Origin of the sequence: Paraflavitalea pollutisoli (assembly GCF_029360705.1) — a bacterium.
Lineage (GTDB): Bacteria > Bacteroidota > Bacteroidia > Chitinophagales > Chitinophagaceae > Paraflavitalea > Paraflavitalea pollutisoli.
On sequence record NZ_JARKMX010000001.1, the window covers coordinates 408,983 to 422,998 of the forward strand.

13 protein-coding genes are annotated in these 14,016 nt (G+C 46.3%); 5 read left to right on the forward strand and 8 right to left on the reverse strand.

Going from position 1 to position 14,016, the window contains the following annotated elements:
- Nucleotides 1-84: 84 nt before the first annotated feature.
- Nucleotides 85-693 (reverse strand): superoxide dismutase, encoded by a 609-nt coding sequence (locus tag P2W70_RS01745; RefSeq protein ID WP_276479695.1) that lies wholly within the window; start codon nt 691-693, stop codon nt 85-87.
- Nucleotides 694-895: 202 nt separating this feature from the next.
- Here P2W70_RS01745 and P2W70_RS01750 point away from each other — a divergent pair, with 202 nt between their 5' ends.
- Nucleotides 896-1,621, forward strand: coding sequence for a 3-keto-disaccharide hydrolase (locus P2W70_RS01750; protein WP_276479696.1), 726 nt, complete (start codon nt 896-898; stop codon nt 1,619-1,621).
- 137 nt (nt 1,622-1,758) lie between these two features.
- Here P2W70_RS01750 and P2W70_RS01755 read toward each other — a convergent pair whose 3' ends face one another.
- Both P2W70_RS01755 and P2W70_RS01760 read right to left on the reverse strand, forming a co-directional pair.
- Nucleotides 1,759-2,196, reverse strand: coding sequence for a nucleoside deaminase (locus P2W70_RS01755; RefSeq protein WP_276479697.1), 438 nt, complete (start codon nt 2,194-2,196; stop codon nt 1,759-1,761).
- Nucleotides 2,197-2,264: 68 nt separating this feature from the next.
- The gene (locus tag P2W70_RS01760; RefSeq protein ID WP_276479698.1) at nt 2,265-2,642 is read right to left on the reverse strand and encodes a helix-turn-helix domain-containing protein; all 378 of its coding nucleotides are present in this window, start codon (nt 2,640-2,642) and stop codon (nt 2,265-2,267) included.
- 390 nt (nt 2,643-3,032) lie between these two features.
- Between P2W70_RS01760 and P2W70_RS01765 the strand changes: the two genes are divergently transcribed.
- From P2W70_RS01765 to P2W70_RS01775, 3 genes are all read left to right on the forward strand, one after another.
- Nucleotides 3,033-3,338: a hypothetical protein gene (locus P2W70_RS01765; protein WP_276479699.1), complete on the forward strand. Its 306-nt coding sequence runs from the start codon at nt 3,033-3,035 to the stop codon at nt 3,336-3,338.
- Between the two features lie 95 nt (nt 3,339-3,433).
- A complete protein-coding gene (locus P2W70_RS01770; protein WP_276479700.1) occupies nt 3,434-4,456 on the forward strand; it encodes a fumarylacetoacetate hydrolase family protein in 1,023 nt (340 codons plus the stop codon).
- 71 nt (nt 4,457-4,527) lie between these two features.
- The gene (locus P2W70_RS01775; protein ID WP_276479701.1) at nt 4,528-5,409 is read left to right on the forward strand and encodes a flavin reductase family protein; all 882 of its coding nucleotides are present in this window, start codon (nt 4,528-4,530) and stop codon (nt 5,407-5,409) included.
- 5 nt (nt 5,410-5,414) lie between these two features.
- Here the strand turns inward: P2W70_RS01775 and P2W70_RS01780 are convergent, their stop codons facing one another.
- Together P2W70_RS01780 and P2W70_RS01785 are read right to left on the reverse strand one after the other, a co-directional pair.
- The gene (locus P2W70_RS01780; protein WP_276479702.1) at nt 5,415-6,902 is read right to left on the reverse strand and encodes a PH domain-containing protein; all 1,488 of its coding nucleotides are present in this window, start codon (nt 6,900-6,902) and stop codon (nt 5,415-5,417) included.
- Nucleotides 6,886-7,410 (reverse strand): PH domain-containing protein, encoded by a 525-nt coding sequence (locus tag P2W70_RS01785; protein WP_276479703.1) that lies wholly within the window; start codon nt 7,408-7,410, stop codon nt 6,886-6,888. The genes P2W70_RS01780 and P2W70_RS01785 overlap by 17 nt, the downstream gene beginning before the upstream one ends.
- Nucleotides 7,411-7,577: 167 nt before the next feature.
- Here P2W70_RS01785 and lysS point away from each other — a divergent pair, with 167 nt between their 5' ends.
- The gene (lysS, locus tag P2W70_RS01790) at nt 7,578-9,095 is read left to right on the forward strand and encodes a lysine--tRNA ligase (RefSeq protein WP_276479704.1); all 1,518 of its coding nucleotides are present in this window, start codon (nt 7,578-7,580) and stop codon (nt 9,093-9,095) included.
- On the opposite strand, the gene P2W70_RS01795 is transcribed toward lysS, so the two are convergent.
- The 3 genes from P2W70_RS01795 to P2W70_RS01805 form a co-directional block, all read right to left on the reverse strand.
- Complete coding sequence (locus P2W70_RS01795; protein ID WP_276479705.1) at nt 9,092-9,913, reverse strand: SDR family oxidoreductase; 822 nt, start codon at nt 9,911-9,913, stop codon at nt 9,092-9,094. The two genes, lysS and P2W70_RS01795, sit on opposite strands and share 4 nt — an antisense overlap.
- 1,079 nt (nt 9,914-10,992) lie before the next feature.
- Complete coding sequence (locus P2W70_RS01800; RefSeq protein WP_276479706.1) at nt 10,993-12,303, reverse strand: TolC family protein; 1,311 nt, start codon at nt 12,301-12,303, stop codon at nt 10,993-10,995.
- 49 nt (nt 12,304-12,352) lie between these two features.
- Nucleotides 12,353-13,936: a DHA2 family efflux MFS transporter permease subunit gene (locus P2W70_RS01805; protein WP_276479707.1), complete on the reverse strand. Its 1,584-nt coding sequence runs from the start codon at nt 13,934-13,936 to the stop codon at nt 12,353-12,355.
- Between the last annotated feature and the right edge of the window lie 80 nt (nt 13,937-14,016).

A 14,016-nucleotide genomic window follows, 5' to 3' on the forward strand; every position in this document is an offset into this window, starting at 1 on the left:
ATAACAATTGAAAGAGTGAATGGATAAAAAACGTAATCCCGGCCGTGACCGGGATTACTAAGTAACGGAAATTTTTTCATTTACTTATTTAGAAGCAGCATCAAAACGCTCAGCTACTTTGGACCAATTCACCACGTTCCAGAATGCTTTCAGATAGTCTGGGCGCTTATTTTGATATTTCAAATAATAAGCATGTTCCCAAACGTCAACACCCAATACCGGAGTTCCTTTCACTTCTGCCACGTCCATCAGGGGATTGTCTTGGTTGGGAGTAGAAGAGATCTCGAGTTTACCATCCTTTACAAGTAACCATGCCCATCCGCTACCAAAACGGGTGGTACCGGCAGCGTTGAACTTCTCCTTGAACTCATCGAATGAACCGAAAGTAGCATTGATCGCTTCCGCCAGTTTGCCAGTGGGAGCACCACCAGCATTGGGCGCGAGGCTTTCCCAGAAGAACGTGTGGTTCCAATGACCACCACCGTTATTACGAACAGCGGGGCTAATCGTACCGGCAGCCTTTACCAGTTCTTCCAGAGACTTGTTTTCGTTGGGAGTTCCGGCGATCGCTTTATTAAGGTTGTCGACATAAGCCTGGTGGTGCTTTCCGTGGTGGATTTGCATTGTCAGGGTGTCGATATGCGGCTCCAGAGCTTCGTGTGCATATGGTAGCGCGGGTAATGTAAATGCCATAGCTATAAAGTTTTAAAATGTTTAATTGTCTTTCCCATAATCGTGAAAGGAAAACAAATTTACAGGTCATTCATTGATTGGCCAATTCAAATAGGATTTGTATATGGAATTAATGGAATTGTAATAGGGACCAGCCCTGTTTTCAGGCATGAGAATTTGTAGTAAATTACTGTCCATTTAAATACTCACACAACACCTGTCTATGAACCTGCTCAAAAGAAACCTCCTGGTATCGGCCATTTCCACGGGATTGCTGGCTGTCGGTCTTATGGCGTTTGAACCATATCAGACGAAGGACAATGTACTTTCTGCTGCAGAAAAGAAAGCTGGCTGGCAACTGCTGTTTGATGGTAAAAGCACTACGGGCTGGCGACCATACCGCAATCAAGCGTCAGAAGGCTGGGAAGTGAAGGATGGTCAGCTTCGCTGCAAGGAGGGAAAACTGGATCACCGTAGTGACCTTATAACCGCTGGTCAGTACGACAACTACGAACTGGTCTTCGACTGGAAGATCGAAAAGGGATTCAACAGTGGCGTTATCTACCGAGTAGAAGAGGGGGACAGAGCTTCTTACGAAACAGGCCCTGAATACCAGCTTATCGATGACGATGGGTATCCGGAAAAACTGGAAGACTGGCAAAAGAGCGGGTCAGACTATGCCATGCATCCACCTGCTGTGATTGCGGCAAATCCTCAGGGCCAATACAATCATTCCAGGATCGTTGTCAACGGGGCACATGTTGAGCATTGGCTGAATGGTAAAAAAGTAGTCGATTTCAATTTGTGGACATCAGAATGGGAAGCGCTGAAGGCAAAAAGTAAGTGGAAAGACGCGAAGCTATATGGTATGATAAAGAAGGGAAATATTGCCCTGCAGGACCATGGGGGTGGAGTTTGGTTTAAGAACATCAAATTGCGCCCACTATAATATCTGATTATAACCTATTCATTTAATGTGGGTTGACCGGTCATCGGTCAGCCCACACTTATTAAAACGTTGTTCTAAACCCCGGCCAATAGATCTACAGGTATAGGACTGCCAGCTTTCAGCCGAGTGACAGGTTACTAGCGCTTATCACGGAAAAAACTCTTCATGAGTGAAGCACATTCTTCTTTAAGTACACCTTTGACAATGGTTGTTTTAGGATGAAATGGCCAGTTTTCGCCAGTAATCCTTTTATGACCGTTCTTTTCGTCATCAGCGCCCCATACTACTTTCGTGATCTTACTCCAATACAGTGCACCCGTACACATGAGGCAAGGTTCAACAGTGACATATAGGGTTCCTTCCGGAAGATATTTCGCTCCCAGGAAGTTAAAGGCTGAAGTTAGGGCAATAATCTCTGCATGTGCAGTTGGATCGTTTAGTCGTTCTACCTGGTTATGCCCACGGGCAATGATCTTACCATTCAGAACCACGACAGCCCCAACCGGTATTTCCCCCTCGCCAAATGCCTTTTGTGCTTCACGCAACGCATGTTGCATGTAAAACTCATCTGTCATATACTACGAAGGTAATGCGCAGACGTGTTTTCGGGGGCCAATATATCAGATACGGATTTGTTTGTTGGCTAGAAGGGCGATTCCACCCTAGCGTCTTTAAGTAATTGAATCTCTGATTCGAGCCTGTCAATACGGCTTTTCAGGTATTCAAACCCATCGGGGCATTCTTCAACAATAGATGACGAATCATTATATCCATACCGCTTGTATCGCCTGTTGTCACGCTTTTGCTCGATGTCTTCGGCAATCAGTTCATCCAGACTTACGCCAAAAAACTTGGATATTTTGATTAAGCCGTCCAGCGAAGGCGAAGTACGGCATTGCTCATAGTTGGACCATGTGGTCCGTGAAAAGCCAAGATTTTCATGCATTTGATGCTGTTTCAGCTTCTTTTCTTTTCGTAGGAACTGGAGATTTCTCCCAAAACAGTTTAAAGACTGCTCCATAATTTTTTAAATTAGTACTAAAAAAATTGGCAGGCTTTAGGGGTTTAATTAAATTTACATTTATAAATATATTTAATATTTGTAAAATGAGTGCAGCAGTATAAATAATTTACACGAATCCAGGTTTGAGCATACATTATCATCCTACACACGAACTACCTGGCCATGAAAAAATCCTGAAGCTGCCGCATTGATGATATAACCTTAAAATCGATCATTTTAAGCGTATTACCCGCCGGGATATTTAAGCGCAAGTAATTTGTTTTTCTATGTTGTTCATAGAAAAAGGGGCTCTTTAATGGACTTAAAGACTCTAGATCGCTAAGCGATCTTTTCATTCCAAGTTATTGTGGTCAACTATTTCTTCAATCCTATTAAAATGAATGGGCAATGGAAATCTGTCACCCTCAAAAAGAAATCACCAATCAGTTAATGCGTCTTGATCAGTCGCAGCAAGCTGATCCTTCTGCAGTCATTCGCTATTTTTTCGAATGTTATCATTTACAAGATCTACGTGAGCTGCTTTGGGATTGGCTCCTGACAGCGCTTAGCTCCGACAACGGCACTTATTCCCGCGGAAGCGACAGAAGCAACCTGATCTTCTTATATGAAAATCTTGAAAAGCTGGCTGAGGCGGCCTACCTGAAATACGGAAAGCGGGCTAAGCTTAAGACTCGTAAGAAAAAAAGGAAGTAGCCTCACCGAACTTAGCAGTGTGGATATCCGACCTCCATCCATCGATCGGATATCCACGCTGCTTTTGCTATATTGCAGCTTCAAAACTTGCTGCAATGAAACTGGTTTCTTATCTCAGCGAAGGTCGCGACAAGCTTGCTATATTAGTCGATGGAACCCTATACGATACTGAAAGGCTTGATCCTGAATTGCCAACCAGCATGAGTATGTTTTTAAACTATTGGGATGATTCCTTTCCGCTGGCCAAGCGATACGACACATTGATCCGTGAAGGAAGAACAGGTGTTGGAATTGGAATTGCCGTTGAGAACGTGCATTTATTGGCTCCGGTACCTTTTCCTACCTCCTGCAGAGACGGGTATGCGTTCAGGCAACACGTTGCAGCTGCCCGTCGTAACAGGAAGGTTCCCATGATCCCTGAGTTTGATCAATACCCGATATTCTATTTTACCAATCATCAGGCTATTCAGGGACCAGGTCAAATTACCTGCATGCCCGATCACTTCCATAAGCTCGATTTTGAATTGGAGGCTGCAATCGTTATATGTAGGCCGGGCCGTAATATCCGGGCTGAAGACGCAGACCAATATATTGGCGGATTGATGATCATGAATGATATGAGTGCCCGGACACTGCAAATGGAAGAAATGCTGCTCAACCTTGGGCCAGCAAAAGGAAAGGATTTTTCTACCGTTATTGGCCCATGTCTGGTGACTTTGGATGAATTGGAACCCTATGAGGTTCCCGCCCGAAATGGTCACACCGGCAAGAACTGGAATCTGCGTATGAAATGCCGCGTCAATGGTGTGCAGGTCAGTGATGGCAATGTGGGCGATATGGACTGGACGTTTGCTGAAATCATTGAGCGTGCTTCTTATGGCGTCAATCTATTTCCTGGAGACGTTATTGGTAGCGGTACTGTTGGTACAGGCTGTTTTCTCGAACTAAATGGCACTGGCAAACTCAATGATCCCGAGTATGCGGAACAATGGCTGCAGGAAGGCGATGTGGTTGAAATGGAAATAGATGGGCTAGGCTTGCTTTCCAATACCATCGTGAAAGAAGAAGAAGATTTTTCGATATTGGCCAGAAAGAAGACTGGCTCCGCACACCCTTAGTATTTTAAGTACAGTCGATGTGCAGTGAGCTGTTGCCAGCCCTTCATATCGCAACTTTCAATGGATTGTATATGACTCTTGATTTCAGCCAGCTTACTACTGTACAAAAACAAAATTATCTGCAGCATGCTATTGCCCCACGGCCTATATGTTTTGCCAGTACTATCGATCTGCAAGGGCAGGTAAATCTTAGTCCGTTTAGCTTCTTCAATCTATTTTCTACTCAACCCCCTATCCTGATTTTTTCCCCTTCAAGAAGGGTACGTGACAATACCACCAAGCATACCTTGCAAAACGTACTGGAAGTGCCAGAGGTGGTTATCAATATTGTTGATTATAACATGGTTCAACAGGTGAGTTTGTCCAGCTGCGATTTCCCTAAGGAAGTAAATGAATTTGCCAAAGCCGGATTCTCCGCGGAACCTGCTACTTCGATTCGACCACCCATGGTGAAAGAAAGTAAGGTGAAGCTGGAGTGTGTTGTTCGCGAGGTAAAAGTACTGGGAGAAGAGGGCGGTTCTGGTAATCTTGTGTTGTGCGAGGTACAAGTCATGCATATTGACGATGCAGTGTTGGATGAGCAAGGATTCATCGATCAAAAGAAAATGCATCATATTGCCCGTCTTGGTGGCGATTGGTATTGCCGGGTAGATGAGAGCAACCTTTTCAAGGTCGAGAAGCCCAATGTAAAATTGGGTATCGGTATAGATGCATTACCTGCCCCCATCCGCTTCAGCGCTATTCTTACCGGTAATAACCTGGGACAATTGGCAAATGTATGTGATCCGCCAACTATCGATCCTGCGTTCTACGATGACCGACTGAAGAATATTATCCAGTATTATTCAGTGAGTCCCGACGAAATGGAAAAAGAGCTACACCTGTATGCCAAAGAACTCCTGGAACATGGCAAGGTGGATGCTGCCTGGCAGATATTGCTGGCCAACAATTGAACCGCCTACATCCAGGGTTTATCGCTTTTCTCTACTTCAAAGAGGGCATAGTTCTGTATTTGCCTGGCCAATTCTAGTGGGATGAAGGGGATGGTAATCGTGCCACCCGCTGTAGATAGCTGCAATGTTGCCAATTCATGGGCACGCTGATAAATCGACTGCCGCAGCGTTACCTGCTGACCCTTGCACCATTTTACAATCTGCGTTTTTCTTCCCCAGGTACCGCTATCAACCTGCAGGGCTTCCGAACTTATATAGAAATGGAAATTGCGCTGGTATACATAAGCGTGCAGGGCAATTGCGGGTATCAGTAGCAACAGCAGCAACCACCATGGCTGCCAACTGATCAGTAAAAATATTGTCAGGAAAAGGCCAATAGGTAATACTCCATTTAGCAGGGTATGCCGGCTTATGTATGAAGTGTGAATGCCAAAGGCTCCTTTTGATTGCGGGGCCACCAACGAATTATAATGTGCCAATAAGTTTTCGATGTATTGCGGTTGTGTAAGGGGGATCTTTACCCGACGTTTTTTGTTGCTGGCGTCGTCGCTCATGACCTGGTGAAACTCGAGGTTGTACAGGCCAATTTTTCGCCGGACCCAGTTTGCCTCCCATGAGATATACTGCACCTTGGTAAACGGGACCAGGTTTTGCCGGGTGTTAATCAGTCCTGACTTGATCTTGAAGCCTTTTTCCGTTTGTGCTAACTGAAAATCAAAATAAGTTAGGAAGATCCGGATCATGGAAACTACGACCGAGACGAGCAATACGAAAGCAACGGCAAATGAAATGGAGGCTATTGATATACCCACCTGGGAGGAAGAATCCTTTACGATCCTGATCACGCGGTCGCCAAATATCTCTTCGAGGTTTTGGAGCCAGGTAATGGCAAAGGCCAATACGATAAAAAATGCCTGGATATGATTGGCAGAAATACCCAGCTTGAGCAAATCGCCGAAGGACAGGCGTATGGCAGGGATATCTACCGGTGGTTGCTGAACAGTTGATTCTGCGGGCTGCTGTGGTTTTTCCTTGAGAAGGTAAGCCTTTAAAAGCTCTGCCTTGGGTACCTGGATGGCGTCGATCTCGGCTTCGGTCTTTTCGGTACCTGCTGTATCGATCTTCAGTTTGGCCACATTGGCCAATTGGTGGATCAGGTTTTGCTCGATGTGCACAGCCTGTATTTTTCCTAGCGGGATCGTAATGGTTTGCTTACGAATAAACCCTTTTCTGATAATCAGGTCTTCCTGTGCAATGTAGAATCGGAAGTAAAAATATTCTACTAGCGATCGGGTCAATATGATGGCGGGCAAAGCGAGTATGATAATCTCATATATATCCATGCCCTTCTTGTTTTCCTTGAAGAGCAATACGAGGATGAGTGGCCAAACGGTTTTTACAATGCTTACCGTGGCTTTGAAGAGGATTATGACCAAGCCTGCTTTGGCCTGCCGCTGGGGTGTACTCCAGCTATGTTCAGTCAGCTGGTTCATCGACAATTTTTTGGGTGATCCACTCTTTAAGTTCCCAGGCAGTCGATTCGGTCAAGCCGCGAACCCTGAGATCGGCTTCGTTGGAGCCGGCGGTGTACAAAACGAGGCTGGCGAGCCCGAATTGCTTTTCCAGCGGGCCGATCGTTACGGCGCTATGTTGTATTCGGTTGAAAGGACAAGTGTGGGTTCGCTGAATGATCCAGCCGCTGCGGTAAATGATATCCCTGTCCCGAATGGCAAAGGCTTTTACCGCGAAGGCTTTCTCCTGTATAAAAAACCAGGCTCCGGTCAGCAATACCCAGGCTCCTGGTAGCAAAACCTGGGGTAATGGGCGTCTCAAAGCAGGTACAAAATAAAGCAGGAAGCCGATGGCTACGGCCAGCAATAGGGTGGTAATGGTCCATTCCCAACGTAATACCTTGAGGTAGTTGCGCTCTATCGGCGAAAGGGCTACATTTTCCACCCTTGGCAACTCATCGATGGGTAATTGGTTATTAAGGAATTCCATGAGCTAAAAATAGTGCTTAAAGCTTATTATTGGATATCAGTAAATTAGGCGGGGCAGTTTGGGAAGGCTCCTTGTCAAGAATACCGGCAACTTCCCCGAAATACTTATTTTTGCAGCCGCCTTACCGCTGCGTACCTGCATTGGTAGACTAATTTCAAATTTATTACATGCAATTATCAGAACAGGAGATTATCCGGAGAGAGAAACTGAAGGAATTACAGCAACTGGGTATCGAGCCTTTCCCAGCGCCAACATTTCCCGTAAACAATACTGCTGCCAATATTCTGGCTACCTACAAAGGTGAAGAGAACAAGGCTGATTTTGCCAATGTATGCCTGGCTGGTCGTATACTGACACGCCGGGATATGGGTAAAGCTAATTTCGCCAAATTGCAGGATGCCACGGGCAGAATCCAGTTGTACATCAAACGGGATGAAATTGCGCCGGGAGAAGATAAATCCATGTTCGATAAAGTGTGGAAACACCTGGTTGATATTGGCGATATCATCGGGGTAAAGGGATATGTGTTTACTACGAAGACCGGTGAGACCTCTGTTCACGTGCTTGAGTTTGTGATGCTGACCAAGTCGCTGAAACCATTGCCGATCGTAAAGGAAAACAAGGAAGGAGAGACCTTCGATGAGGTAACTGATCCAGAGTTCCGCTACCGTCAGCGTTATGCCGACCTGATCGTGAACCCCGATGTGAAAGATACTTTCCTGAAAAGAACCAAGCTAATCAATACCATTCGTGATTTCCTGAACGGTCAGGGGGCCATTGAAGTGGATACACCTGTACTGCAGTCTATTCCCGGTGGGGCGATTGCGCGCCCTTTCATCACACACCACAATGCGTTGGATGTGCCGTTTTACCTGCGTATTGCCAATGAGCTATATCTGAAACGTCTTATCGTAGGCGGTTTCGATTGGGTATATGAGTTCAGCCGCAATTTCCGCAATGAAGGGATGGACCGTACGCACAATCCCGAATTTACCGTGCTGGAGTGGTATACTGCCTATAAAGATTATTACTGGATGATGGAGATCACCGAGCAGTTGATGGAGAAGATCGCCATTGCGCTACATGGCACGACGCAAGTACCATTGGGCGACAAGGTCATCGATTTCAAAGCTCCTTTCAAACGGGTAACCATTTTTGATGCTATCAAGGAGCATACCGGTATCGATGTTAGCCAAATGGATGAGGCTGGTTTACGGGAAACCTGTAAAACACTGGGAATCCACGTTGAGGCTAGCATGGGTAAGGGAAAACTGATCGATGCGATCTTTGGCGAGAAAGCAGAAGGACAATATGTGCAACCAACCTTTATCATTGATTACCCGGTGGAAATGAGTCCGCTGACCAAGAAACACCGCGACAAACCAGGTCTGGTAGAGCGCTTCGAATTGATGGTGAACGGTAAGGAGATCGCCAACGCTTACAGTGAGTTAAATGATCCGATCGATCAGCGTACACGCTTTGAGGAGCAGGTAAAACTGATGGAGCGCGGCGATGATGAAGCCATGTACATCGACTATGACTTCCTGCGTGCATTGGAATACGGCATGCCGCCCACTGCCGGTATCGGTATTGGGATCGACCGTTTGTGCATGATGATGACTAATCAGTCCAGCATCCAGGATGTGCTGCTGTTCCCGCAGATGCGTCCCGAAATATTCAGCTAGATGAAGAGGTCCATCATCAGCTTCTGGTCGGGATTGACGGCATAATGCGTTAGATCGGTTATTCCCTGCTCGGCCAGGATTTGTTCGTCAATAAAGAAGTTACCGGTGCATTCGAAAGATGGCTTACTGAGGATATAGTAAGCAGCATCGGCCACGATATCCGGTGTGCGGCTTCGCTGCATCAGAAAATCGCCGCCCAGCAGGTTCTGTACCGCTGCGGTGGCGATTGTCGTTTTGGGCCATAAGGCATTTACCCCGATCCTGTGTGCCCGCATTTCCTCCGCCAGTCCCAAGACGATCATACTCATGCCGTATTTGCTCATGGTATAGGCAAGGTGCTTAGCAAACCAGCCAGGTTCCATGTTTAAGGGAGGAGAGAGGTTGAGTATATGGGGGTTATGAGCCTTTTTGAGGTGAGGGATCGCCGCCTGGCTCATGAAGAAGGTACCCCGAACGTTGATGTCGTGCATCAGATCCCAGCGCTTGGGCTCGGTTTGTTCGGTTGGGCTTAGGTTTATGGCGCTGGCATTGTTGATCAGGATGTCGATACCTCCGAATGTGTCGACGGTGGATTGAACAATATGATGAATGCTTTCTTCGGATCTGATGTCTGCCTGCAGCGGCAATACCTTTCCCGACCCTGCTTGGGCTATTTCGGCGGCGGCAGTATAGATGGTCCCATCCAGTTTGGGGTGTGGTTCTGCCGTTTTACCTGCAATGGCAATATTGGCTCCTTCTTTCGCTAACCGCAATGCAATTGCTTTACCTATTCCCCGACTACCGCCGGTAATGAGTACCGTTTTGTTTTCAAATGACATATGACAAATGATTTGATGTTGTACGTCTTTTGGTTTCAGTATTAAATATAATCCGTTTGTCGTAGGATTAAAAATTTCGAGTGGTTATACGAAAATGGCTGTCCGTATTTATACGAAGCTGCCGGTATTTAACGAAATTTTGTATCGCAGCAAATATCCTATTGCATCTTAATGGCTTAGTCTCTATGTTTGTACTGTTGATTGATTGATGATAAGGCGCCAATATCCAGAAAACCGAATCCAATATCCAGGCCAATTCCTTTGAAAAGAACCAGTCGAACCTTCGGGTAAGACCATCCAAAAATCCAAAGAAATCCCGGGTCTTTTATCTATCAATGAGCACTGTTAAAATCCAAGCATCCAGAAATCCAAGTTGTCCAAGATCCTACGAAAGAAGTAAAATTTGTACCTATTGATGACCCAGTTTTGTTGGTAAGGTTTCGTACAAAAGTTTTTGAGCAGTCCTGCTTTTCCTCAGGGCTGCTCCTTTTTTTGCTACCTACCCCATGTGCATATCGTGTATGAAGTAATATACCTGTATGGGGGCTGCGATCGTCGTTTTCCATAACTATCTCCGTCAGTGTCTTAACCCACCGTTCAGAACAAATAAGCAGGTCAGGTCTTAGCGGGATATGTAATAAATACCAGCCACAGGCTATGTTATTCCGGGATATTAAACCTTTATCGCTAAAAAGAGCTTGGCCATATGCGGGTATATTTTCCCGCATATGTCAATACAAAACGGCCACGCTAAGACTGCGCGGCCGTCCTCACTCAAAACCATGATCTGCATGAAATGCAGACCTATTGAAATCAACGTATTTTTTGCGTAATTGGTTTTCCTATTGCAATGAATGTATATTAAAATATGCTATTTATTGTAAAGTACCCATACTCGGTCCATTAGGTTGGCCTGTTACCGGAGGTGAGGTTATTAACGGGTATTTCCCATTCTACCGATTATTGTGAATGGTCTACCATATGGCGCACAAAGCTGTTCCAGGCAATAAAAAACGGCCACGTAAAACGTAGCCGTCACCTTTAAAACATGGTCCCCTCTCAGTAAGGACCAATAAGCTTTAGAATATCTTAGAACCTACTACTTTATGGCTTTCAAGTTTGTCCAGCTGTGCCTGGTATTGTAACTGTACCTGTTGTAGCTCGGCGTTTTCAACATTTGTTTGTGCATCCAACAGCTCGACATTGGTGATCAGGCCTTCTTTGAAACGTACCTGGGCCAGTTTATAAGCTCGTTGCGCTTGCGTTACCAATACATTCGTATTGCCCAGCTTTTCCTGTATGCCCTGGAAATCTTTTTGAACGGTTGCCAGGTCTTTGCGGATAGTGGCCTCCAGCGTTTGCATTGATTTCTTGGCGGTCTCGATTTGTACCTGCGTCATCTTCTGACGAAGTTTGGGCCGGTCGGCAGACAAAATAGGGATGGATACCCCAACACCAAATCCCCCATTGAGCCTGAACTGGTCAATATCGGGCTGAATGCCATTGCGGACGCCCCCACTGGCGGTGCCCATGATATTGGGGCGGGATTCGATAGTGGATTCCTTTTTATCGAGCTCATAAACGGCGATCTGCTTTTCGATCTGTTGGGCATCATAGTTGGTTTTCTTCCAATCTCCGGGTTCCAATATGAGGTTGAGTTCATCTTCCCGGTATGTGCCGGCATAGCTGGCGGCAATTTTGCCTCTGGTATCTACCCCGGATAACCATTCCATTAATACATATTGTTTTTCCAATTGGGTTTGCAGGTCACTCTGCCGGTTGGTTGCATTGGCGGTACGAACCTGAGTCGTCAGCAGATCGTACTCAAGGGCATCTCCATTCCTGATCTTAGCCTGAATGAGTCGTTCATTTTCTTTCAGCGAACTGATCTGGTCATTTTGTACATGGATGCTTTTTTGCAGGAATTGTATGTTGTAGTAGATCTGTGCTACCTGATAAGCGATGGCATTCCGGGTATTGTCGATACCATTGATGTTGAGTGTTCGCTCTGCTTCGTTGCGTTCCAGCTTGAGCTTGGTTTTTCCGAAGTCATAGATCAGCTGGCGTATGGATACAGCTGCGTTATAGTTATTGTATGGCTGAAAGGCCAATGAGTTTTTTCCGGTGGGTGTTTCAAACTCCACCTTGGGTGAGGGCGCCAGAAAATTGTAGGTCAGGTCTGCATTTACAGTTGGCAGGTAGCCAGCTTTGATCATTTCCTTTTTCACATCATCGGCTTTCAGTTGCTCTTCCAGCTCGTGTATGCGAGGGTAGTTGGTGACGGCCGATTGTATCAGACTTCTCAGTTGTTCATCTTTTATTGGGGCTTCCTGCGTAAAGGCTGTTTGTACCAGCAATGGCAGCAGGAGTGCACCGATTATCTTTTTCATGCTACTTGATATGTTTGTTCTATTCTTCATGGTAATACCAGTTGAGGGGTTAATGTGCGGCCTCCATCGCTTTTTTGACCGCTTTTGTATCTACAACCGGCTTTTTCTTCACGCGAAGAAATACTACGAGTGGCAGTACCATGAGGAAGAAAAGGCCGATCAGTCTGAATGTATCGAGGTAGGCCAGGTAATAGGACTGTTTGTCGACGGTGAGGTCGATTAACTTGTGTGCTTTGGCTGTTGCGGATGCCAGATCGCTGCCGCTGTTTACCATATTGCCCGTGATGCCATTTACTGCTTGTGTAAAGGCGGGTGCACCATCATAGGTGTTTACCACCAGGTCGTTGCGGTGTTGTGCGTACCTATGACTGATAAAATTATTGGCCATGGCGATGCCAAAGGCGCCACCAATCTGACGGATCATATTGTTGAGTGATATGCCTGCCGCATAATCTTTGGGGGCCAAACCCGCCACTGCCTGGTTGATCAGCGGCAATTGCGACATCGAGATACCCATGGCGCGGATAAGCAAGGGGATAAAAAATGCCCATCGTCCTACTTCCGGACTAATGGCGGCACTAGTCCAACAGTAGATGGCGAACAAGATAAAGCCAACAACGATGAATGGTATCGGGGAAACCCCTTTACTCATCATGCGTCCTATGATGGGCATCATCACTACACCTGCCAAAGTCGGTGGCAATAGCGATAGGCCTGTTTCCAGTGCGGAGAAGCCGAGTACCCGTTGTGCCAATACAGGATAGACAAAAACTGATGTGAAGAGGCCGAGGCCTGCGACAAAAGTGAATATAATGGTGAACGCATAGGTGCGCTTGCCCATTATACGCAGGTTGACTACGGGTGAAGGCGTCTTCAACTCCCAGTAGATAAAGCCAGCGATGGCTACTATTGCGAGCACAGAACACACCTTGATCGCATCACTGCTGAACCAGTCTTCCGATTCACCCCGCTCCAGTACGAATTGCAAGCAGGCTATACCTACCATCAGCAGGGCTATTCCAATATAGTCGACGGACAACTGAGACTTCTTTTTCCCTTCCCCTTCCTTCTTATCTATAAATACCATCGCCAGGATCGTGGCAATAAATCCTACGGGCAGGTTTACCAAGAACATCCAGGGCCATGAAAAGTGCTCGATCAGGTAACCACCCACCGTGGGTCCCAATGTGGGGCCGAGGATGAGCCCCATCCCAAACATGCCGGCTGCCATCGGTCTTTCTTCTGGCTTAAAGGCATCGAAGAGAATGGCTTGTGAAGTGGACAGTAAGGCGCCGCCGCCAATGCCCTGAATAAAACGCCAGATGATCAACTCTACCAGGTTGGTGCTTTGCCCACACATGTAGGAGGCGATCGTAAATATGATCATCGATGCTATGTAGTAGTTTTTTCGACCGAAGTATTCGGCAAGAAAACCGGTCATTGGAATGATGATCACATTCGCGATGGCGTAGGAGGTTATCACCCAGCTGACATCTTCAATATTGACACCCAGACTGCCGGCCATGTCATTCAATCCCACGTTTACGATAGATGTATCTATCAGCTCCATAACGGCGGCCGTTACGGTGGTGAGGACTATTATAAATTTGGCGAATCCTTTTGGACTGGACATACGTTTCTTGTTATGCTTGATTTGGCAAGAAAATCAATGGTTGTTGACACAAAAGTTCCCAGGCCGATGCGCTGTGTGTG

Coding starts and splice junctions, on each gene's coding strand:
- P2W70_RS01760 (WP_276479698.1), bottom strand. CDS start 2,642: ATGGAGCAGTCTTTAAACTGTTTTGGGAGAAATCTCCAGTTCCTACGA.
- P2W70_RS01795 (WP_276479705.1), bottom strand. CDS start 9,913: ATGTCATTTGAAAACAAAACGGTACTCATTACCGGCGGTAGTCGGGGA.
- P2W70_RS01775 (WP_276479701.1), top strand. CDS start 4,528: ATGACTCTTGATTTCAGCCAGCTTACTACTGTACAAAAACAAAATTAT.
- P2W70_RS01780 (WP_276479702.1), bottom strand. CDS start 6,902: ATGAACCAGCTGACTGAACATAGCTGGAGTACACCCCAGCGGCAGGCC.
- P2W70_RS01750 (WP_276479696.1), top strand. CDS start 896: ATGAACCTGCTCAAAAGAAACCTCCTGGTATCGGCCATTTCCACGGGA.
- P2W70_RS01745 (WP_276479695.1), bottom strand. CDS start 693: ATGGCATTTACATTACCCGCGCTACCATATGCACACGAAGCTCTGGAG.
- P2W70_RS01770 (WP_276479700.1), top strand. CDS start 3,434: ATGAAACTGGTTTCTTATCTCAGCGAAGGTCGCGACAAGCTTGCTATA.
- P2W70_RS01805 (WP_276479707.1), bottom strand. CDS start 13,936: ATGTCCAGTCCAAAAGGATTCGCCAAATTTATAATAGTCCTCACCACC.
- P2W70_RS01755 (WP_276479697.1), bottom strand. CDS start 2,196: ATGACAGATGAGTTTTACATGCAACATGCGTTGCGTGAAGCACAAAAG.
- P2W70_RS01785 (WP_276479703.1), bottom strand. CDS start 7,410: ATGGAATTCCTTAATAACCAATTACCCATCGATGAGTTGCCAAGGGTG.
- P2W70_RS01800 (WP_276479706.1), bottom strand. CDS start 12,303: ATGAAAAAGATAATCGGTGCACTCCTGCTGCCATTGCTGGTACAAACA.
- lysS (WP_276479704.1), top strand. CDS start 7,578: ATGCAATTATCAGAACAGGAGATTATCCGGAGAGAGAAACTGAAGGAA.
- P2W70_RS01765 (WP_276479699.1), top strand. CDS start 3,033: ATGGAAATCTGTCACCCTCAAAAAGAAATCACCAATCAGTTAATGCGT.